Below are 21,652 nucleotides of genomic sequence, written 5' to 3'. Positions count from 1 at the left end.
TGAGGAAATTCCTCCAACTTGAAAAAGTAACGGTTTAAACCGTTCTCCGCTACTGTTTCTTCACAGAGAAAGCTCCAGGATGTAATTCACTCTTCTATATGTGGCAGCTTTCACCGGCCGCTGCCTCTCTATTTACAGGGATAGAAGAACTACAATTGATTCCCTTCAAAGCCTTAAATTATAAAAAAATGCTTATTGATTTTTTAACATATATTAAAGATAAAGTCAAACGGTAAAATGGAAATTTCAGAAAAATGTAGAAGCTTGTCAAATTTTATACCACCGATATGCTATAATGGATGTGATTTTATTAGAGGTGATGCTATGAAAGAAAAGTGGCAAATATGGAAGGAAAAAGCTGATTCCCTCCTTAATTTTATTACTCATAAAAAAACCGTCAAAGGTGCCAGGATTACGTATCAGGTTTTCTGGAACCTGTTTCTGCTTTTATTAACGGTTGTAATCCTTGGAGGGGCTTTTGCAACAGGTGTTGGCGCCGGTTATTTTGCCTCGCTCGTCAAGGATGAACCCGTGCGTTCATACGAAGGTATGAAAAAAGATATTTACAACTATACGGAAACATCGGACTTATATTTTGCTGATAATGTTTATCTTGGAAAACTACGGTCGGATCTGGTCCGTGATGAGGTCAAATTGAATCAGGTCTCCGATAACGTAATCAATGCTGTAATCGCTACGGAGGACGAATATTTTTACGAGCACAAAGGGGTCGTCCCAAAGGCCGTTTTTCGAGCCCTTTTTCAGGAAGTGACCAATTCTCCTATCCAATCGGGCGGAAGCACGCTAACACAGCAATTAATTAAAAACCAAATTCTAACCAATGAGGTTTCCTTCCAAAGAAAAGCAAATGAAATTTTGCTGGCCCTTCGTTTGGAGAAGTTTTTCGATAAAAAGGAAATTCTTGAAGCGTACTTAAATGTGGCGACTCTTGGCAGAAATTCATCAGGGCAGAACATTGCCGGTGTCCAGGCCGCAGCAAAAGGGATCTTTGGAAAAAATGCTAGTGAGCTTACACTGCCGGAGGCTGCTTTTATTGCCGGACTGCCGCAAAGTCCGTTTGGTTATACCCCATTTACCCGAGAAGGCACAGTGAAGAATAATCTGGAGCCGGGCATAACAAGAATGAAAACAGTTTTAAAAAGAATGTACGATGGCGGATACATTAATGAAAAGCAATACGCAGAAGCATCCGCCTATGACATCACAAAGGATTTTACTCCGTCAGTACCAAATCCGCTTGATAACTATCCTTGGTTGACATTTGAAATTGAGAAACGGGCCATTGATGTTCTGACAACGGGGTTGGCTAAGAAAGATGGCCATACCGAAAAAGATTTAAAACAAGATGAAAACCTTTATTACAAGTATAAGACGATGGCTAGCCATGACCTGCGGCAAAATGGCTATCAAATTCATACAACTATTAACAAAGATATATATGATGCCATGCAGGTGGTAAAAGATAACTACAAATATTACGGACCAGATAAACCGGAGGAAAAAGAAGACCCGGAAACCGGTGAAAAGAAAACCGTAATGGAACCTGTTGAGGTCGGTGCAGAACTGATTGAAAATAGTACCGGCAAAATAATCAGCTTTGTTGGCGGCAGAGATTATAATAAACAGCAGCTCAATCACGCTACCAGTGCAGTCCGCCAGAACGGTTCGACGATGAAGCCGCTGCTCGTTTACGGGCCGGCTATTGAACTCGGAAAAGCGGCGCCGGGAACCCCGCTTCCGGATGTCGAACTGAGACTAGATAAAAGCAAAAGTACACCATGGCCTCATAACTATGACAAAAGATATAGCGGGCTAGTATCAGCACGGTATGCTTTGGCCAAATCCTATAACGTGCCGGCAGTAAAGCTATACTCTGAAATCGTGGACCAGCGTCCAGCACAGTATCTGGAAAAGATGGGCTTTACCTCGCTAACAAAAGGGGACTACACGAACCTGGCTACCTCTATCGGGTCCTTGGATAACGGCGTGACTGTTGAAGAAAATACAAATGCCTTTAGTACCTTTGCCAATGGCGGGAAATTTATCGATGCTTACCTGATTGATAAAATTGTCGACAAGGACGGTAAAATTATCTATCAGCATGAAGTAAAACCTGTTGATGTCTTTAAACCTCAGACTGCATTCTTGACCATTGATATGATGCGGGATGTAATAAATATGGGTACAGCAGCAGGTGTAAAGAGCAAACTGAATTTCAGTGCTGATTGGGCAGGAAAAACCGGTACTGGTAACAATTATTTTGATTCGTGGTTTGTTGCCTTCAACCCGAATGTAACACTTGGAATTTGGACTGGATATGATACGCAGAAATCTTTAAAAACCAGCGGAATGTCTTACAGTCAGCGGACCAATAATCTTTGGGCTGAACTGATGAATGCGGCTTATAAAATTAAACCGGATTTAGTTGCTCCAAAAGAAAGCTTTCAAATGCCTGAAGGGATTGTTAAAACGTCGTATTGTGCCGTTTCCGGCCTGCTTCCGTCAGCGGCGTGTTCAAAGGCAGGTTTGGTTGAAAGTGATTATTTCAATGCCAAAGATGTTCCTACGAAAGTCGATGATAGTTTAATCGAAGGAAATTATGTAACGATCGGAGATAGTAAATATCTGGCTCTTGATTCCACACCAAAAGAGTTTACCCAGTATGGAACAATCTTAAACCCAGACTTTATCAACAGAATAGTAGGCAATGACTTTAAAAATATCAGCCAGCTTATTCCAAACAGGGGCAGATGGGACAATGTGCTTGTCTCAAGTGCTAAAATGGCCGATAACGGCAAGAAACCGGACGGTGTCACCTTGACCGCATCCGGCAATACCCTCACATGGAGCGCACCGGCAGACAATGATATCGTCGGCTATCGTGTCTATCAGGGTGGATTTTTTGGAGCGAAGATCGCAAGCATCAATAGCGGTTCCTCACTATCCTATAATGTTGGAAACGGAAGCTTCTATGTAACGGCAGTTGATATTGCAGGAAATGAATCCGCACCTTCAAATGTAGTGGAAGTAGGAGTTTTAACTCAACAATAACATTTAATGGGGGTCTCAAAATTAGATTTTGGGACTCCTGTTTTTTATTTCCAAATGCATTTTCAAAAAACATAAAAAAAGCCCCAGAATTGAAATTCTGGGGCTTTACAAATGCTAAATACAAATTAACGAGAGTAGAACTCGACGATAAGAGTTTCGTTAATTTCAGCAGGTAATTCAGAACGCTCTGGTAAGCGAGTGAAAGTACCTTCTAATTTGTCAGCATCGAAAGTTAAAAAATCAGGAACGAAGTTAGTTGCTTCGATTGCTTCTTTGATTACATCAAGGTTGCGAGATTTTTCGCGAACGCTGATTGTTTGACCAGCAGCTAAGCGGTATGATGGGATATCAACGCGTGCGCCATCAACTAAGATGTGGCCATGGTTAACTAATTGACGAGCCGCACGGCGAGTGCGTGCAAGACCTAAACGATAAACTACGTTATCAAGACGAGACTCAAGAAGAACCATGAAGTTTTCGCCATGAACGCCGCCTAATTTGCCAGCTCTGTCGAATAGGTTGCGGAATTGACGCTCATTAACACCGTACATATGACGAAGCTTTTGCTTCTCTTGTAACTGCAATCCATATTCAGAAAGCTTTTTGCGTTGGTTTGGACCATGTTGTCCAGGAGCGTAAGGACGCTTTTCTAATTCTTTACCTGTGCCGCTTAGAGAGATTCCAAGACGACGGGATAATTTCCAGCTTGGGCCGGTATATCGAGCCATGAATGACTCCTCCTTTAAGTTTTTATTTTGGTAAAATAAAAACCGTAACGAAACATCGATAACAGCCATTTTATTTTCATGCACCATCGCCCTAGCAGCTAAGGGTTACGCGATGCACCTTCGCAAGAAGCTCTCGCGAGGAACAAAATGGAACAGCTAAAATCGTTTCATAGGCTGCAATATTTTACACAAAGAGTATTATATAATTTTTATTCGTGGTAAGTCAAGCTAATTTTTATTATAACACTGAAGTCATTCAGATAAGGTGATTTTAACAGACCAATCTTATTATACATAAAGCTATTCAAATTTTTGAAAGGTCATCCAAAAGTAAAGGATATATATTATCCTGGTGACCCGGAACATCCTGATTATTCCATAATGAAAAAGCAGATGAAACAAGCTGGCGGGCTGCTTTCCTTTTCACTTCATGGGACAAAGGAAACAGCGCAGCATTTTATGAATCAATTGGAACTAATTAAAATTGCGGTAAGTTTGGGAGACACGGAAACATTGATCCAGCATCCGGCGACAATGACTCACGCGGTCGTACCAGAAGAAGAACGGCTAAAAATGGGGATTGACAATACATTACTTCGGCTTTCCGTCGGTCTTGAAGCTTGGGAGGACTTAAAAGAGGATTTGGAACAAGCGCTTGATAAAATATAAAACTCGCCGTATGGCGAGTTTTCTTTATACGTGTTCGATTAGGATGGAGACGAATTCCTCAAGCTTTTCTTGGTCCAACTCATCAAAACGGTTTTTTTCCGGCGAATCAATATCTAGGACACCTATAACCTGATCACCTTTTACAAGTGGAATGACAATCTCTGACTGAGATGCAGCATCACAGGCGATATGGCCCGGGAATTGATGCACGTCTGCGACCCGAAGCGTTTCTGCTTTCTGGACTGCTGTCCCGCATACACCTTTTCCAACCGGAATACGGACGCAGGCAGGCAGGCCTTGAAATGGTCCAAGCACTAGCTCCCCGTCCTCCATCAAATAAAAGCCGACCCAATTAATCCGGTCTAAAAATTGGTTCAACAAGGAGGAAGCATTGCTCAAATTGGCAATTTGATTTTTTTCATCGTGGATGAGGGCATGCAATTGCTTCTTTACTAATTCATAATTTTCTTCACGAGTCCCTTTGTACATTTCGACGTTAAACATCCTTTTTCCCCCTGCTTTTTAAAGTTTTATAGTCTATTTTAGCAGATTGAAAAGAAAAAGAGCAGACTTTGTCGATTTTTTCATAGAGGAATCCTTATCTAGAAAAAGAACAATTATATTAGGGGATTTTGTGTTCGAAAGGGGGAAAAGGGATGAAGAAAAGTTCAAAGGATTCGGTCGTTGCAGCTGCTATTTTGTTGTTCAATTCCAAAGGCTACTCAGGTACGTCGATAAGGGATATCGCTGATGCCGCGAAAGTAAATACGGCCACCATTGCTTACTACTTTGGCAACAAAGAGGGGCTATTGGAATATTGTTTTACCTATTTTTTTGAACAGTACATCAATAAAATGGAAGCGGCTTTTGCCACCATTGAAAAAGGGGCAGCAATTTGTCTGAAGCGCGTGGTAGCGGACTTGCTCCATTATCAATGGGAAAACATTCAGCTTGCTAGCTTTGTGTACAGGGAAATGTCAATTGATTCGCAAATGGTAAGAGAAATCATGGCCACCTATTCCTTGAAGGAAAAGTACTATTTTCAAAAGATATTTGAAAGAGGCTTTGAGTGGAATGAATTTCGGCCGCATTCGATTCCTTATTTAATTATCCAGTTAAAGGGTCTTTTAATGATGCCGTTTATGAATACTCATTACATGAGAGAAGTGCTGTATGTTTTCCCAAATGAAAAGTTTTTCGAGCAAAAATATTTAAAGGACCTCTATCAATGGATTGACAAAACTCTTTGTTCCGATGTTCAAATAAAAAAAGAAGCGATTATAAAGTAGAGTTCAGGATTTGAATCAAAGCCCTCAGCTGAAAAGCTCCCTCAAAATGATCTAAAAAAAGGTAAAGCACTGGCTGTCATGATGAATTTATACAGCTGAGTGCTTTTTTTGATTTTCTTTTACAAAAAAATTGAAATTACTAGTCAAAAATTGTCGTATACATGGTATCATTAAGGCATCGAATTTAATCATTAACGGATTTTTTAAATAGATGAGAATGACAGCTGTTCGGAACAGGAGGCTTGCAAGTGAAATATATAATAGGGTTATTCATCCTTATCCTTGCGATATTTGTATTAGGATATCTAATAAAGAAAAAGCATTTTAAAGAAATGGACCATCTCGAGGCCTGGAAAATTGATTTGTTTAATAGACCAATCCCTGATGAAATGGCTAAAGTAAAACAGCTTAATATGACCGGACAAACAGAGGAGCTTTTTGAGCGCTGGCGGAATGAATGGGACGATATTGTGACTGTCAAGCTGCCGGATTTGGAAGAAATGCTGTTTGATGCAGAAGAATACATAGACCGCTATAGATTCAAAAAAGCAAAAGAGGCCCAAAGCAAAATCACGGAAAAATTACAAGAAACTGAAAATCAAGTTAATAAAATTATCGAAGAGCTTCATGAACTGGTCGGCAGTGAGGAAAAGAACCGTGTAGAAATTGAGGAATTAAAGGAACTGTATCGAGAGACAAAGAAAACCTTGCTCGCGCATCGCCATAGCTTTGGCAATTCCGAGAAGCATCTGGAAGCGGCGCTTACTGAGGTCATGGGGAAATTTCATGAATTCGATGAAAAAACTGAGCAAGGAAATTACTTGGAGGCACGTGAAGTCGTACTATTCATTCACGATAAACTAACTGGTATAAAGAATAATATGGATTTAATTCCGCAACTTTTAATTGAATGTCAGTCGCTGATTCCAAACCAGTTGGCCGAGGTAAGGTCTGGTTTACGGGAAATGATGGAACAGGGGTACTATTTAGAACATGTCCATGTGGAAACAGAAATAGAGCGTCTCGAGGAAAAAATCAGAGAAAATTTAGCTTTAGTTGAAAAAAGCGAAGTTGATCAGGCTCAGGATGGAAATAAAGAAATAAAACAGCGGGTCGATATTCTTTTGGACCTTTTAGAAAAAGAGGTACATGCCAAGCATTTTGTAAAGAAAAATGAACAGACTGCCAGCAGTCTGCTTGCTGAGGCGGAAGAAGTGAATAAATATCTCGCATCGGAAGTCCTTCATGTACAGGCTACCTACCAATTGGCTGATCAGGATTTGGAAACACTGAACAATTTGGAAAGAGAGCTTGAGGCTGTTTATAAACGCTATGAAATATTATCAGAGAAAATAAAGCAAAACCAAACAGCTCAGTCCATCATGGGTGAAGAGTTAAATGAAATAAAGGAACACTTAGACCTCATACGTGAGGAGCAGCAAACCTTTGCCTTTAAACTTCAAGCCCTTAGGAAGGACGAACTGGAAGCAAGAGACAAAGTCCAAGAATTGGCGAAAAAGGTTGGAGAAACCTTCCGCCTTGTTCAAAAACAAAATGTTCCAGGACTGCCTGAAGAATATCGGTATTTATTGGAGGATACGAACGAGAGCATCCAAAATGTCAGATACCAGCTCGAGGAAAAGCCACTTAATATAGCGGCACTAAATCAGTATTTAGAGATTGCTGTTCTATCAGTTGATAAATTGGTAAATACTACTTTGGAATTGATAGAAAATGTTACGCTTGCTGAGAAGGCAATCCAATACGGGAATCGATACCGGAGTCAGTATCCTTCTGTTGCAAATGGATTAAGGAATGCAGAAGAGGCTTTTCGCCGTTATGATTATCAAGAGGCGTTAGAGCAGGCTGCTGCTACGATCGAGGGGATCGACCCGGACGCATTAAAAAAAATAAAGACACCTGTAACCATTGATTAGGAAAAACCGATTGTCATATCGGTTTTTTTTCTTTGGCTAATAAGAAAGTATAAATTCAACTACGCTTCTGTCTACATCCTATCGGACTCGCCAATCAGCAATTTTTTATTTGCTTTTTCAAGATAATAATTTATGGTAAGATTTATTTCGGCAGAGGTGTTAAAGGAAGGTTGTAAACCATGATTTATTTTGATAATAGTGCAACAACTAAACCATATAAGGAAGTATTGAACTCATTTCTAACTGTTTCGAGTGAATATTTTGGGAATCCCTCTTCATTGCACGGTTTCGGGGGACAGGCAGAAAAGCTTCTTTCCCAGGCAAGAGAACAAACAGCCAAGCTCATTGGGGTTAAAACGAATGAATTATATTTTACCTCGGGTGGTACAGAGAGCAATAACCTTGCCATTAAAGGGGCAGCTTTAGGTAACCGAAACAGGGGGCGCCACCTGATTACATCAAGTGTGGAGCATCCATCTGTTCTAACTGTAATGGAGCAGCTTGAGCAGGAAGGCTTTGAAATAACCCGCCTCCCTGTTGATAAAGATGGGCGTGTATCTGCCGACGATGTAAAAAGCTCGATAAGAAAAGATACTATTTTGGTGTCTATCATGAAGGTCAATAATGAGGTTGGTACAATTCAGCCCATTAAGGAAATAGGGGACATGTTAAAAAGCTATCCATCCGTTATATTCCACGTTGATGCGGTTCAGGGAATTGGCAAGGTTCCTATAAACATATATGAAAGCAGGATAGATTTATTATCCATATCGGCTCATAAAATCCATGGATTAAAGGGGACAGGTGCCCTTTTTATTCGGGAAGGAGTCAGGATAGCACCGCTTTTTTTAGGAGGAAATCAGGAACGGAAAATCCGTAGTGGTACGGAAAATGTCGCCGGTGCAGTTGCAATGGCCAAAGCACTCAGGATGACACTGGATAAAAGTGCTGAAGCAATGGAGAGCATGGTTAAGCTTAAAAACCTGTTAAGAGATAAGTTAAATGAAATGGAACAGATTCAAATCAATACTCCGATAGAAAACTCAGCACCGCATATTTTAAATTTTTCTTTAAAAGGGATCAAATCAGAAGTGTTCATTCATGCACTTGAGCAGAAAAACATTTTTGTATCGACCACGAGTGCATGCTCTTCAAAAAAGAAGGCCCCTAGCAATACTTTGCTTCAAATGGGAGTGCCTGAAGACCTTGCTGAAAGTGCAATAAGAATCAGCCTTTCCTTTGACAATACAGAAGAAGAAGCAAGGAAGGCGATCTTAGCGATAGAGGAAACAGTAAAACATTTAGGAAGGGTAATGAATAAATGAATTATGACCGTATATTAATCCGCTACGGGGAAATATCTACAAAGGGAAGAAATCGCAATAAGTTTGTTGATAAACTTAGAAAAAGTGTGAGAATTGCCCTTACCCCGTTTCCAAATATCAAAATTGAAGCTAGCCGCGATCGGATGTATGTCCTATTAAATGGAGAAAACGGGATAGAAATCATCAAAAAATTAAAGAATATATTTGGGATTCAGTCCTTCAGCCCGGCCATAAAGGTCGAGAGGGAAATGGAGTCCATTAAAGAAGTGTCTTTAACATTAGTAAAGTCTCTCTATAAAGAGGGGAAAACTTTTAAGGTAACAGCCAAAAGATCAGATAAAACCTTTGATCTGAATACAGATGAAATTAATAATGCTATAGGCGGCCATTTATTAACAAACATACCCGGGATTAAGGTGGATGTTCGAAATCCCGATATTAATTTACGGGTAGAGGTACGTAAAGAGGCCGTTTATTTGTCCTGCGAAACGATAAAAGGAGCGGGTGGACTTCCTTCAGAATCAAGCGGTAAAGCCATGTTGATGCTTTCCGGAGGAATTGACAGCCCGGTAGCGGGATATATGGCAATGAAGCGTGGCCTGGAAATTGAAGCAGTTCATTTTTTCAGTCCGCCGTTTACTAGTGAACGTGCGAAAGAAAAAGTTATTGACCTTTCAAAGAAACTGGCCGAGATGGCAGGCGGCTCATTAAAGCTTCATATTGTGCCATTTACCGATGTTCAGCAGGCCATCCGCGAACAGGTACCTGAAAATTATACGATGACTTCAACAAGAAGAATGATGCTCCGCATTACGGATGAAATCCGCATAAAACAAGAGGGGTTGGCCATTGTTACCGGCGAAAGCCTTGGCCAGGTTGCCAGCCAAACACTTGAGAGCATGTATGCGATTAATGAAGTGACAAATACACCGATTTTACGTCCCTTGATTTCAATGGACAAAACGGATATTATAAAAATCGCGAGTGAAATTGATACACTTGAAATTTCCAATCGGCCGTATGAAGATTGCTGCACTATTTTTGTGCCAGCATCACCGAAAACAAAGCCAAAAAGAGAAAAAGTGAATCAATACGAAAGTTATTTCGATTTTGACCCATTAATTCAAGAGGCTGTACAGGAAGTTGAAACGCTTTTAATAAAACCTGACAGTGAACCTCATTCGGAATTCAGTGAATTATTTTAAACGTATTTAAGTATATTTTGTGAACATTTACCAATTCTAATTTTGCATGAAGCGTTAGTGTTCTACACATTCTATACTCACAAGGAGGTGAGTATAGATGGCTAACAACAACTCTAACCAATTGGTAGTAAACGGTGCTCAACAAGCTCTTGATGCAATGAAATATGAAATTGCTCAAGAATTTGGCGTAAACCTTGGTGCAGACACTACTTCACGCGCTAACGGATCTGTTGGTGGTGAAATCACAAAACGTCTAGTTCAAATGGCTGAATCACAATTAGGCGGCGGATTTGCTCGTTAATTAAAAAAGAATATGATGGCTACAGAGAGCGGGATTTTTTCTCGCTCTCTCTTTTTATTTTTCAGAAAAGGGCGTATAATTAGGACTAGGTAATAACATCAAATATAATACATTGTTACCAAGTGGAGGGGATATTAATGAAGCGGGAAGATTTAATTGCACCTGAAAAATACAATCTTGTTGCCGAGGTTGAGCAGTTTGCGAAGGACCCACACAAATTAGCCCTTAAATGGGAAAATGAATCAGGTGAAACAAAAGAAATTACATATGAAAATTTAATGAAGCAAGTAAATCAAGCCTGCAATGTCTTTGCCCAGAATGGGTTACAAAAAGGCGATGTAGTTCTTGTCATAGTCCCGCGGCTGATTGAGGCATACGTTGTCTATCTGGCTGCATTAAAAGCAGGTATGGTTGTAATCCCAAGCTCGGAAATGCTAAGGGAGAAGGACCTTCAGTACCGTATTACCCATGGTGATGTAAAAGCACTCATTAGCTATTATCCATATGTCGACCAATTTAAAGACATTGCAGAAGTACAAAAACTAGTCAAGTTCACAATCGGGGCCGACGTGGAAGGGTGGAAACGATTGGATGCTGAAATGAAAGAAGCATCAGATGAATTTCTTCTTGCGGAAACCAACCGTGATGACATGGCTTTCTTATCCTATACCTCTGGTACTACAGGCAACCCTAAAGGGGTTGTTCACACGCATGGATGGGCTTTTGCACACTTACGGACAGCAGCAGCCAAGTGGCTTTGCATTGAAGAAAGCGATACGGTTTGGGCGACTGCCGGCCCTGGGTGGCAAAAGTGGATTTGGAGTCCCTTCCTGTCGGTATTAGGGTCAGGGGCAACAGGATTCGTTTACAACGGCAAATTTGAGCCGCAAAAATATTTAAGCCTTCTTCAGAAATATGACGTCAATGTATTATGCTGTACACCAACCGAATATCGTTTAATGGCGAAGGTCGATAATTTAGCTGACTATCAGCTTCCAAATCTTCATAGTGCTGTATCAGCTGGCGAACCGCTAAATCGTGAGGTTATTGATACATTCCGTAAATATTTCCATTTGGATGTTCGAGATGGCTATGGTCAAACAGAAAATACATTGCTTGTTGGAGTTACAAAAGGTATGGAGTTGAAACCAGGTTCCATGGGCAAACCAACGCCTGGCAATCGCGTTGAAATCATTAATGAAGAAGGTCAAGTTTGCGGCGTTGGTGAAGTAGGCGATATTGCTGTACACGTCGAAACCCCTGCCCTGTTTAAAAACTACTATAAAGATCCTGAAAGAACAGCCATGCAATTCCGTGGTGATTATTATGTCACCGGAGATAAAGCGAAAATGGATGAAGACGGCTATTTCTGGTTTGAAGGACGAGGCGATGATATCATTATCAGCTCCGGCTATACGATTGGACCATTCGAAGTGGAGGATGCCCTTGTTAAGCACCCGTTTGTCAAAGAATGTGCGGTCGTGGCAAGTCCAGATGAAGTCCGTGGAAATATCGTTAAAGCCTTTGTTGTTCTAACAGAGAATGTGAACCAAGCTGATCCTGAATTGACAAAAACCCTTCAGGAGCATGTCAAAACGCTGACAGCGCCATATAAGTATCCAAGAAAAATAGAGTATATCCCAGAACTACCAAAGACCACTTCTGGAAAAATACGAAGAATCGAGCTGCGTCAAAAGGAATTGGAATCAGCCAAAAATCTATAAAATGGTTTCTTAAAGGCACACGGTAAACCGCGTGCCTTTAAGAATAGAATGAAAAATTTGTCAGGCAGAAAAATCCCTAATCATTGCTGTTTCAAGTTATAATAAGGAGTATTTCGAGAATAGAAAGAATTGGGGATGCGGAATTAATGAATAAGAATGAAACGCAGCAAGGGGTTATTTATGCCGCTGTTTCCTATTTGCTTTGGGGATTGCTGCCAATATATTGGAAACTTTTAGGGGATGTGCAAGCGGAAGAAATCCTTGCCAGCCGTGTTGTTTGGTCGTTTGTTTTAATGCTTTTAATACTTATTTTCACGAGGAAAATGGGACTATTTACAGAGACTTTAAGAGGCTTCGCGAAAAATAAAAAACAAATGTACGCATTAATATTGGCGTCCTTGTTAATTAGTGTAAACTGGTTTACTTACATTTGGGCGGTCAATAATGGCCATATGATTGAAACAAGCCTTGGATATTATATAAATCCACTGGTCAGTATTTTATTGGGAATGATTGTCCTGAAAGAAAAGCTATCATTTTATCAATATATATCCTTTGGGCTGGCAGCCATTGGCGTATTAATCATCAGCATTTCCCATGGCACATTCCCGTGGGTTGCCATTGTTTTGGCGCTGACGTTTGGATTATACGGGCTTGTAAAAAAGCTTGTTAACGTTGAATCATCCGTCGGATTGACTTTAGAGACACTAGTGGTTACACCGCTTGCAGTTATTTATATAGGATATTTGTTTATCAACGGGTCCATGGCGTTTTTGCATAAAGGAATTGGCACGGATTTGCTCTTAATAGGGGCAGGTGTCGCAACAGCAGTACCTCTTTTATATTTTGCAAAGGGAGCGCAAAAAATTCCATTATCATTACTTGGCTTTTTGCAATATATTGCACCGACACTCACCTTACTTTTAGGGATTTTTGTATATAATGAACATTTTTCAAAAGTGCAATTGCTATCCTTCATCTTCATTTGGTCAGCATTAACCATCTACTCCCTATCCAAAACAAAGCTACTACCGGGAAAACAGTTCAAATGGAGAAAAGAAAAAAGAGCAATATAGAAAATGAGAGCGCCTGACTTTTTAGTCAGCCGCTCTTTTTTTTACAAGAAAGTTCTCTTTACCTTTTCAAAGAAGGAGTTGTCCTTTAATTTTAGCGTTTTTAATTTTTTATCACTTAACTGAATTTTGATTTTATCAACATGGCGAATGCTAAGTGCTTCATTATCCATTCCCATGGTCGGGTAATCATTTTCCTCTGAAACAACTTTAAGTGTAAGCGCCCTTTCTCCGCTCAAAATAAACGATGCGCCAAGTGTCCGGTAATTGTTGTTGTTAATTGAAGCAACCTCGCTTACCTGCATGCAGGAGAGAAGCGGATCAACGACCGCACCCCGCACTGACTTATTATAGGCAGTGCTTCCCGTTGGTGTCGCCACAATCAGTCCATCCCCACGGAAGGTTTCGAAATGCACATCATCCACAAAAACATCAATGACAAGAGTTTTAATAATGGACGAGCGGATGCTGAATTCGTTGAGACACGTAAAAGTTCCTTTCCCATCTACAGAAACGTCGATAAGCGGGTAGCGGCGGACCTCCAACTGTTCTTTCAGCATGGCATTAATCATATTTGAGGTTTCGCCAATACGAAAATCACAGTACATATTTAAATTGTTTTTTGTGGATATCCCCATATATAGGCAATCTTCCCGAAAACCGGTTTTTCTGACGGCCTGAAGAAAAGCCCCGTCATCCCCGATACTAGCAATGATATTTGCTTTACGATAATCATCGACAATCGTAAAACCATAGCGTTCAGTGGCTTCAAAAAGAGGGGCGGCTTTAATGAGGGTATCGTTATCGTGTTTATAATCATAATAAATCATTTGCCTTTCTGGCATATATTAGACCTCCTGGAAAAAATTAAACTATTATAGTCCTGTTAAAATCCAAATTTTGATAAAATAATAGTAATCTCAAATTAGTTTAGCATTTTTTTGAAACAATATGAGAACAGCTAGGGAAATTTAACAGAATCGTTAAAAAGGGGGATATTTATGAGTGGTAAACGCTGGGCCGCACTTGGAATTGCTGCGGCATTATTTATTTTTTCAATTCTAATTAACTTTTTATCAGCATTTGCTTTTAAAGGTATCAAAACAGATTTTAGTGAATTGATGGCCGCAGGGGAAGAACCCTTTACGGAAGAAGTTGTGGATGATGGAAGCGAATTAAAAAAGATAGTCATCCTCGATGTAGATGGGGTCATTCAGGACACAGGAGAAACGGGCTCGCTCTTGCAAAGCTCTGGCTATAATCATCAGGGCTTTATGAAAAAACTGAACCATATTAAAGAGGATGATTCCGTCAAGGGGGTCATTATCAGGGTTAACTCTCCAGGTGGCGGGGTCGTTGAAAGTGCGGAAATTCACGATAAGCTAAAGGAAATTCAGAAAGAAACGAAAAAGCCGGTATATATTTCAATGGGCTCCATGGCCGCTTCAGGAGGCTATTATATTTCAACCGCTGCTAAGAAGATCTATGCGAGTCCTGAGACTTTGACAGGGAGCCTTGGGGTAATCATGGAAGGAATCAATTATAAGGGGCTGGCAGATAAATACGGCGTTGATTTTGTCACGATAAAGAGCGGTAAGTATAAGGATATTATGAGTCCGACAAGAGAAATGACCGAGGAAGAGCGGCAAATCCTACAAAAGATGATTGATAACTCTTATGACGGATTTGTTAAAGTCATTTCAGATGGCAGGGGGATGACGATCGACCAGGTTAAACAGATTGCTGATGGCCGTGTTTACGACGGACATCAGGCGAAGGAATTGAAGCTGATTGATGGGTTTGGATACCTAGATGATGTTATTTCGGATATGAAGAAAAATGAAAAGCTAAAAGGTGCAAAAGTAGTCCGTTATACGGATGACCTTGGCTTTGCCTCCATGTTTCAATTTCAAGCTCAAAAATGGCTAGGCAACAGTGCGGAAATGGCCGGTTTGATGAAAATCCTTTCCAAACCAAATTCACCGCGTCTTATGTATCTATATGCGGAATAGGGGGAAAGCAGATGGACACGAATGAAGTAAGGCCTGTTCGATACGCAGGTTTTTGGATGCGCTTTTGGGCATTTCTGCTCGATTTGATCGTTGTAGGCAGTATAGAGCGAATATTAATTAATCCTCTTTTCCGCTTATTGGATATATCTTTATCTGAATTTAATATGTTTTCACCTGTTTCTATATCATCAGCCGTAATCTTTTACTTATATTTTGTATTGATGACCAAGTTTTTTAACCAAACGCTCGGAAAAATGGTATTTGGACTGAAAGTCATAAACCTTGATCAGGAAAGGCTTACATGGGGGACAGTTTTGTTTAGGGAATGGATTGGCCGCTTTATTTCTGCCACTATCGTTATCGGCTATATAATTGTCGCCTTTTTACCTAAAAAACAAGGTTTGCACGACCTTTTTACTGATACGACCGTTATTCATACTGAATCATAATGCAGCCTGCCGATTCATTTCGGCAGGTTTATTTTTTTTTCTATGGGAAATAATAGCAGGTTGAAAGGTTGTGAAAACGTTGATCTGGCTGTTGGCATCCCTGATAATTCTTTTGCTCTTATTTATTCTCATCCTTTTCACTAAACTGACGATTCTGCTGACTTATTTCCATCACAATGATAATGATGACTTAAAGGTAGAGTTTAGAATCTGGTTTGGGCTTATTAGGTATAAGAAAAGCATCCCATTAATCAAGGTAGATGAAGATTCCCCGAGCATTGTTGTTAAAAGCAGCGCAGAAACAGGAAAGGCCGAAAGTTCCAAACCGAATGTGACCCAGATTACAAATAAAGACGTGAAGTCCTACTGGAAACGTACCCAGGATCTCTTAAAAAAAGTAAAGGGACTCCAAATTATCATCAGGAAATTTTTACGAAAAATAAGTATTAAAGAATTTGAATGGCAGACTATGATTGGTATAGGTGATGCAGCACAAACAGCTATTTTGACAGGAGCTCTTTGGACTTTGAAAGGATCGGTTATCGGGGTTATCAGTCAATATTTAAAACTAAAAACAACGCCAAAATTAAGCATAACTCCCCAGTTTCAAGGAAGCGTAGTCCAAACTTATTTTCAATGTATTTTTCAGTTTCGAATCGGGTATGCTATTTTGGCAGGATTAAAACTGATTAAATTTTGGAAGGGGGGAAAACCGCCTTTCAAAAACAAATCTAATTTTTCAAATGATAGAACCAATTCAATTTGAAAGAGGAGGAGACTGCTATGTCTGATCATCCAATTCAAGGTTTAATGACGACAGCGATGGAAAGCTTAAAGGAAATGATTGATGTAAACACCATCATCGGAGATCCTGTTGAAACTCCGGATGGAAGTGTCATCCTGACTGTTTCCAGGGTAGGCTTTGGTTTTGCAGCGGGAGGCAGCGAGTTCAAAATGGATACATCACAAGGCCAAGGACAAGGCGGTCAAGGGGGCCAAAGCCAGGGCGGGATAAAGCTTCCATTTGGCGGCGGTAGTGGTGCCGGTGTATCGATTACCCCAATTGCCTTTTTAATTGTCAATTCACAAGGGGTTAAGATGCTTCATTTAGATGAAAGCACACACTTATATGAAAAAATCCTAGAGCTTGCCCCTCAGGCAGTTGACAAGATTCAGCAGATGTTCGCGAAAAAAGATGAAGCAAAACAGCAGAGCAGCCCGCAATATCAAAACAACCAGGCAAAACATGATTTTGATATATAAGTTGAAAGGTTAATCTTCCAAACCACTTTAGGAAGGTTAACTTTTTTCATGATGGAGGCTCCAAAAATGTGTTCTTTCTAAAAGTCTTAATAATTGCAAAAATAGTATTGAAAGGATATATTTACTCTGTACATATTCCAAGTGAGCAGGTTTTAGTGCCTGATTTACTTGAACTGACAAAGGAGGATGTAAAGATGGCAAATGTTACATTTAAGGGAAATCCGGTTACTCTATTAGGCAATGAGGTAAAAGTAGGAGACAAAGCTCCTAATTTCACAGTACTTGCCAATGACTTATCAGAAGTTACTTTAGACAACACCAAGGGGCAGGTTCGTTTAATTACTTCCGTTCCATCATTGGATACTGGGGTTTGTGATGCAGAAACACGCCGCTTTAACGAAGAAGCAAACAGTTTAGGTAATGTTAAAATTTTAACTGTAAGCGTGGACCTTCCATTTGCTCAAAAACGCTGGTGTGCAGCAGCTGGCATCGAAAATGTCCAAACCTTATCTGACCACCGTGACCTTTCTTTTGGAGAAGCTTACGGAGTAGCAATCGAAGGCTTAAGATTATTAACTCGTGCTGTATTTGTGGTAGATTCAAGCGATACAGTAACGTATGTTGAGTATGTAAGCGAAGCTACGAATCATCCAAATTACGAAGCGGCTCTTGAAGCAGCAAAAAGCGCTAAGTAATAATTAAATGAAGGCCTCCGCGGCAGCGGGGCCTTTTATCGTGAGGTGTAATATGAATATTTCTTCAACTGAAAAATTGTTTACAATGTTTAATGAAACAGCTTTAGTCTTACAGGAAGAATTGGATTGTTCTTTTTTGGAAGCTTTAGCGGAGACCGGCGAGAATCTTTTCCAAGCGTCTATCCTTCAGGAAGAACTAAGTGAATTAACGCTAAAAAGATTGAAAAAGCAATATGAAGAGATAGATTTGGAGAAATACTTAAATGAGGATATTCGTAAGGCATTTCAGCTGGTTATTTTAAAAGGCATGAAAGAAAATGTTCAGCCCAACCATCAAATGACTCCTGATTCCGTTGGGATGCTCATTGCGTATTTGGTTGAGCGTTTTATTAAAAAACCATCCTTCCGTTTGCTTGACCCTGCAGTTGGTACCGGGAATTTATTAATGACGATACTAAACCATGTTCATAAAGAAATTGCGGCTGTTGGGGTAGAGATTGATGATCTTTTAATAAAGCTTGCTTATGTAAATGCAAATTTACAAGAAAATCCGGTCCAGTTCTTTAATCAGGATAGCCTTGAACCATTATTTATTGAATCAGTTGATGCAGTAGTGGCGGATTTGCCGATTGGATTTTATCCAAATGATATTCGAGCAGCAGATTACCAGCTACAAGCGAAAGAGGGTCATTCCTATTCGCATCATTTGTTTATTGAGCAAAGCGTCCGCCATACGAAACCGGGGGGCTATTTATTCTTCCTGATCCCTAATGGTCTTTTTGAGAGCCCCCAAGCTGGACAACTCCATGAGTATTTAAAGGAAGAGGTAATCATTCAAGGGCTTATGCAGCTGCCGAACAGCATGTTCCGTGATAAAAATTCCGCGAAAAGCATTTTGATTGTGCAGAAAAAAGGCGAGGAGATAAAGCCGCCAAAACAGGCGTTGCTTGTCAACCTTCCAAGTCTATCCAATCGGCAGGAAATGGATAAAATTTTAGTGAACATCGAAAGATGGTTCCAGGAAAACAAAGGGTGACGTTAAAAGTCACCTTTTTTTATTTTAAGAAAAATGAGAATATAATTATTATTTTCCGAAAACGCTGCCACTTGAAATTGACCTTGAAATGTATGTTCTTCAGTGTTTAAATGTGAAATTGAGGGAGATAAACAAGAACGGTTTGCACAAAATAAAAGGGGTATATGTATATAGATCGGTTTAAAAAAGGAGCGTTTAGCAAATGGCAAAAATAATCGCAATAAATGCAGGTAGTTCCTCTTTAAAATTTCAATTATTTGAAATGCCGGAAGAGGAAGTCATTACAAAAGGGTTAATTGAAAGAATCGGATTGAATGATTCCATTTTCAATATCACTGCTAATGGTGAAAAAATTCAAGAGACACTTGATATCCCGAATCATGAAGTAGCAGTTAAAATGCTGTTAGATAAACTGACATCACTTGGTATTATCCAATCCTTAAACGAAATCGAGGGAATTGGCCACCGCGTCGTCCATGGTGGAGAAGAATTTAACGATTCTGTTATCATTACAGACGAGGTATTAAATAAAATAGAAGCATTATCGGAACTCGCTCCATTACACAATCCGGCGAATGTTACCGGAATTAAGGCATTCAAACAGGCGCTTCCAAATGTTCCCGCAGTGGCGGTGTTTGATACCGCATTTCACCAAACCATGCCTGCGAGCTCTTACCTTTATAGTCTGCCATATGAATATTACAAAAAATATGGCATCCGTAAGTATGGGTTCCATGGAACCAGCCATAAATATGTTTCACAACGGGCTGCTGAATTATTGGGCCGTCCGATTGAACAACTGCGGTTAATTTCCTGCCACTTGGGAAATGGGGCAAGTATTACAGCTATTCAAGGAGGTAAGTCGATTGATACCTCCATGGGCTTTACACCGCTTGCCGGTGTTACGATGGGGACCCGCTCAGGAAATATTGACCCTGCTCTTATTCCGTATATCATGGAGAAAACAGGGAAAACAGCTGAAGAAGTATTGGATGTATTAAATAAAAAGAGTGGAATGCTGGCCGTGTCCGGTTTTTCGAGTGACCTCCGCGATATAGAAATCGAGGCAAAGCAAGGAAATGAACGGGCGAAGCTTGCGTTGAACGTGTTTTCAAATCGAATTCATAAATACCTAGGCTCCTATGCAGCCCGTATGTACGGTGTCGATGCGATTATTTTTACAGCGGGTATCGGAGAAAATAGCGATGTAATTCGTGAAAATGTTTTAAAAGGTCTGGAGTTTATGGGAGTTTACTGGGACCCTGCACTTAACAAGGTTAGAGGCAAAGAGGCGTTTATCAACTATCCGCATTCACCGGTTAAAGTATTGGTCATCCCAACTAACGAAGAAGTTATGATAGCTAGGGACGTGCAGCGTTTAGCAGCATCTCATTAATTCATAAAAAGGCAAAGGCTAAAATAATGCGGCTTTTGCCTTTTTATCATTGAATTTTAATATGATATACTGAATAAAAAAGGCTTTCAAAGGGTGGGATGGAAGCATGCCATTAACAGACCAGGAAAGAAAAAAATTAGCCGAAATCCGGCAATGGGAAAAAAACTTATTAAGCTATGAAGCAAACGACTTTCAACTAACCTATGAAAAATATTTGGAACGGTCCTTCTCTATGATACCAGAGAATCTTCAAAGGCAGTTTTTTTCAGGTCTAGACAGCTGGCTGTTTCATTTGCACGGAATTATCCAAGGCTCACAGCTTCAAATGGATGCAAAGGATAGAATCATCACCTCCGCGAGAATTTTTAACAAGGACACCGAAAAAATAGAAGACCTAAGGCAATTGGATTTCAATCAATTGCAATACATAGCTGAACAGCAAATTGCCAAACACCGGCTATATTCGTTTATCCAGGGTGGTTTGGCAGGCACCGGCGGGAAACTTTTGCTCGGGACGGATATTCCAGCCATTGCAGTAATTAATTTAAGAGTTGTTCAATTAATTGCCATGTCCTATGGTTTTGAAGTCAACACTCCCTATGAATTGATGACTTCTTTAAAGGTATTTCATACAGCGACGCTGCCACCAAGAATGAAAAAAGATGGCTGGGCCACTTTAATGGCTGAATTGGAGCAGAATGAAAATCCTTATTTTTATGAGGGAACAGAAGAGATAACAGATATCACTTGGCTTGAGCAGCCACTTCAGCAGCTGTTTAAAGCCGTGATCATTACATTATTCAGAAAAAAACTTGTTCAAGGGGTTCCGCTAATCAGTATGGCAATTGGAGCAGGCGCCAATTATCAACTGACGAGGAAGGTGACGGAACTGGCACAGAAATATTATCAGCTTCGTTATTTAAAAGAAAAAGAGGAGTTTGGCGAATGAGTATTCAAGAACATAGAAAATCGGCCCAGATTCAAGTGAATTGTAAAGTGATTACAGTTAGTGATACACGTGACAAAGAGACGGATAAAAGCGGCAGATTGATGATTGATTTGCTTGAAGAAGCAGGCCACAAGGTTGTTGACTACTGTATTGTAAAGGATGAGGCTCTGCCCATTCAGGAGGAAATACTGAAAGGCTGTGAGCGTGAGGATATTGATGTGATCCTGACAAATGGCGGAACAGGTATTGCCAAACGGGATGTAACAATTGAAACGGTTCAAAGTCTGCTTGAAAAGGAAATGACTGGATTCGGTGAAATCTTTCGCATCCTGAGCTATCAAGAGGATATTGGTTCTGCGGCCATACTTTCAAGGGCAGTTGCAGGCGTTATTAAAAATAAAGCTGTTTTCTCAACACCAGGCTCCACTGGCGCTGTAAAACTTGCTATGAACAAACTAATCTTGCCCGAAATCGGCCATGTCGTAAAAGAAATAAAAAAAGATTTATAGGATGATAAGGGGCCATTACC

20 protein-coding genes, 1 pseudogene and 1 other annotated feature (1 of these 22 only partly in view) are annotated in these 21,652 nt (G+C 40.2%); of the genes and pseudogenes, 18 read left to right on the top strand and 3 right to left on the bottom strand.

The window, feature by feature from the left end:
- Nucleotides 1-178: a binding site (T-box leader), on the bottom strand; it reaches 36 nt to the left of the window's first position.
- Between the two features lie 146 nt (nt 179-324).
- Nucleotides 325-3,072 carry a transglycosylase domain-containing protein gene (locus tag ACFPA1_RS17250; protein WP_213144591.1) on the top strand — a complete coding sequence of 916 codons (2,748 nt, stop codon included), beginning with the start codon at nt 325-327 and terminating at the stop codon, nt 3,070-3,072.
- Nucleotides 3,073-3,197: 125 nt separating this feature from the next.
- Here ACFPA1_RS17250 and rpsD read toward each other — a convergent pair whose 3' ends face one another.
- Nucleotides 3,198-3,800: a 30S ribosomal protein S4 gene (rpsD, locus tag ACFPA1_RS17245; RefSeq protein ID WP_213144592.1), complete on the bottom strand. Its 603-nt coding sequence runs from the start codon at nt 3,798-3,800 to the stop codon at nt 3,198-3,200.
- 297 nt (nt 3,801-4,097) lie between these two features.
- On the opposite strand from rpsD, the pseudogene ACFPA1_RS17240 reads away from it, so the two are divergent.
- A pseudogene (locus tag ACFPA1_RS17240) lies at nt 4,098-4,469 on the top strand (PLP-dependent transferase); the annotation flags it as partial.
- Between the two features lie 24 nt (nt 4,470-4,493).
- Here the strand turns inward: ACFPA1_RS17240 and ACFPA1_RS17235 are convergent.
- On the bottom strand, nt 4,494-4,973 hold the full coding sequence (locus ACFPA1_RS17235) for a GAF domain-containing protein (RefSeq protein WP_213144593.1): 480 nt from the start codon (nt 4,971-4,973) through the stop codon (nt 4,494-4,496).
- Nucleotides 4,974-5,125: 152 nt separating this feature from the next.
- On the opposite strand from ACFPA1_RS17235, the gene refZ reads away from it, so the two are divergent.
- From refZ to rarD, 7 genes are all read left to right on the top strand, one after another.
- Nucleotides 5,126-5,758, top strand: coding sequence for a forespore capture DNA-binding protein RefZ (gene refZ, locus ACFPA1_RS17230; protein ID WP_213144594.1), 633 nt, complete (start codon nt 5,126-5,128; stop codon nt 5,756-5,758).
- 248 nt (nt 5,759-6,006) lie between these two features.
- Complete coding sequence (ezrA, locus tag ACFPA1_RS17225; protein WP_213144595.1) at nt 6,007-7,695, top strand: septation ring formation regulator EzrA; 1,689 nt, start codon at nt 6,007-6,009, stop codon at nt 7,693-7,695.
- Between the two features lie 179 nt (nt 7,696-7,874).
- Nucleotides 7,875-9,020 carry a cysteine desulfurase family protein gene (locus tag ACFPA1_RS17220; RefSeq protein ID WP_213144596.1) on the top strand — a complete coding sequence of 382 codons (1,146 nt, stop codon included), beginning with the start codon at nt 7,875-7,877 and terminating at the stop codon, nt 9,018-9,020.
- Nucleotides 9,017-10,225 (top strand): tRNA uracil 4-sulfurtransferase ThiI, encoded by a 1,209-nt coding sequence (thiI, locus tag ACFPA1_RS17215; RefSeq protein WP_213144597.1) that lies wholly within the window; start codon nt 9,017-9,019, stop codon nt 10,223-10,225. The genes ACFPA1_RS17220 and thiI overlap by 4 nt, the downstream gene beginning before the upstream one ends.
- A 97-nt stretch (nt 10,226-10,322) precedes the next feature.
- Nucleotides 10,323-10,526: a small, acid-soluble spore protein, alpha/beta type gene (locus ACFPA1_RS17210; RefSeq protein WP_378584308.1), complete on the top strand. Its 204-nt coding sequence runs from the start codon at nt 10,323-10,325 to the stop codon at nt 10,524-10,526.
- 137 nt (nt 10,527-10,663) lie between these two features.
- Nucleotides 10,664-12,250 (top strand): acyl-CoA synthetase MbcS, encoded by a 1,587-nt coding sequence (gene mbcS, locus ACFPA1_RS17205; RefSeq protein WP_213144599.1) that lies wholly within the window; start codon nt 10,664-10,666, stop codon nt 12,248-12,250.
- Nucleotides 12,251-12,396: 146 nt separating this feature from the next.
- Nucleotides 12,397-13,326 (top strand): EamA family transporter RarD, encoded by a 930-nt coding sequence (gene rarD / locus ACFPA1_RS17200; RefSeq protein WP_213144600.1) that lies wholly within the window; start codon nt 12,397-12,399, stop codon nt 13,324-13,326.
- Nucleotides 13,327-13,367: 41 nt separating this feature from the next.
- Here the strand turns inward: rarD and ACFPA1_RS17195 are convergent, their stop codons facing one another.
- Complete coding sequence (locus tag ACFPA1_RS17195; RefSeq protein WP_213144601.1) at nt 13,368-14,168, bottom strand: NAD kinase; 801 nt, start codon at nt 14,166-14,168, stop codon at nt 13,368-13,370.
- Between the two features lie 156 nt (nt 14,169-14,324).
- On the opposite strand from ACFPA1_RS17195, the gene sppA reads away from it, so the two are divergent.
- The 9 genes from sppA to ACFPA1_RS17150 all read left to right on the top strand — a co-directional run bounded on the left by sppA (nt 14,325) and on the right by ACFPA1_RS17150 (nt 21,632).
- Complete coding sequence (sppA, locus tag ACFPA1_RS17190) at nt 14,325-15,335, top strand: signal peptide peptidase SppA (RefSeq protein WP_213144602.1); 1,011 nt, start codon at nt 14,325-14,327, stop codon at nt 15,333-15,335.
- Nucleotides 15,336-15,346: 11 nt separating this feature from the next.
- A complete protein-coding gene (locus ACFPA1_RS17185; protein WP_378584307.1) occupies nt 15,347-15,784 on the top strand; it encodes an RDD family protein in 438 nt (145 codons plus the stop codon).
- Nucleotides 15,785-15,854: 70 nt separating this feature from the next.
- Nucleotides 15,855-16,550 carry a DUF2953 domain-containing protein gene (locus tag ACFPA1_RS17180; RefSeq protein WP_378584306.1) on the top strand — a complete coding sequence of 232 codons (696 nt, stop codon included), beginning with the start codon at nt 15,855-15,857 and terminating at the stop codon, nt 16,548-16,550.
- Between the two features lie 17 nt (nt 16,551-16,567).
- Complete coding sequence (gene ytfJ / locus ACFPA1_RS17175; RefSeq protein ID WP_213144604.1) at nt 16,568-17,047, top strand: GerW family sporulation protein; 480 nt, start codon at nt 16,568-16,570, stop codon at nt 17,045-17,047.
- Between the two features lie 194 nt (nt 17,048-17,241).
- Complete coding sequence (gene tpx / locus ACFPA1_RS17170) at nt 17,242-17,742, top strand: thiol peroxidase (RefSeq protein ID WP_213119901.1); 501 nt, start codon at nt 17,242-17,244, stop codon at nt 17,740-17,742.
- 52 nt (nt 17,743-17,794) lie between these two features.
- Nucleotides 17,795-18,778, top strand: a complete 984-nt coding sequence (locus tag ACFPA1_RS17165; protein WP_213144605.1) for a class I SAM-dependent methyltransferase — start codon at nt 17,795-17,797, stop codon at nt 18,776-18,778.
- Between the two features lie 202 nt (nt 18,779-18,980).
- Nucleotides 18,981-20,174 carry an acetate kinase gene (locus ACFPA1_RS17160; protein WP_213144606.1) on the top strand — a complete coding sequence of 398 codons (1,194 nt, stop codon included), beginning with the start codon at nt 18,981-18,983 and terminating at the stop codon, nt 20,172-20,174.
- Between the two features lie 106 nt (nt 20,175-20,280).
- Nucleotides 20,281-21,123 carry an EcsC family protein gene (locus ACFPA1_RS17155; RefSeq protein ID WP_213144607.1) on the top strand — a complete coding sequence of 281 codons (843 nt, stop codon included), beginning with the start codon at nt 20,281-20,283 and terminating at the stop codon, nt 21,121-21,123.
- On the top strand, nt 21,120-21,632 hold the full coding sequence (locus ACFPA1_RS17150) for a MogA/MoaB family molybdenum cofactor biosynthesis protein (RefSeq protein WP_378584304.1): 513 nt from the start codon (nt 21,120-21,122) through the stop codon (nt 21,630-21,632). Before ACFPA1_RS17155 ends, ACFPA1_RS17150 begins: the two co-directional genes overlap by 4 nt.
- Nucleotides 21,633-21,652: the final 20 nt, after the last annotated feature.

The sequence above is a fragment of the Neobacillus sp. GCM10023253 genome (assembly GCF_042653105.1).
Classification (GTDB): domain Bacteria; phylum Bacillota; class Bacilli; order Bacillales; family Cytobacillaceae; genus Neobacillus; species Neobacillus citreus.
The sequence above is the reverse complement of the archived record's forward strand: the minus strand, read 5'-3'. Positions and strand labels throughout refer to the sequence as shown.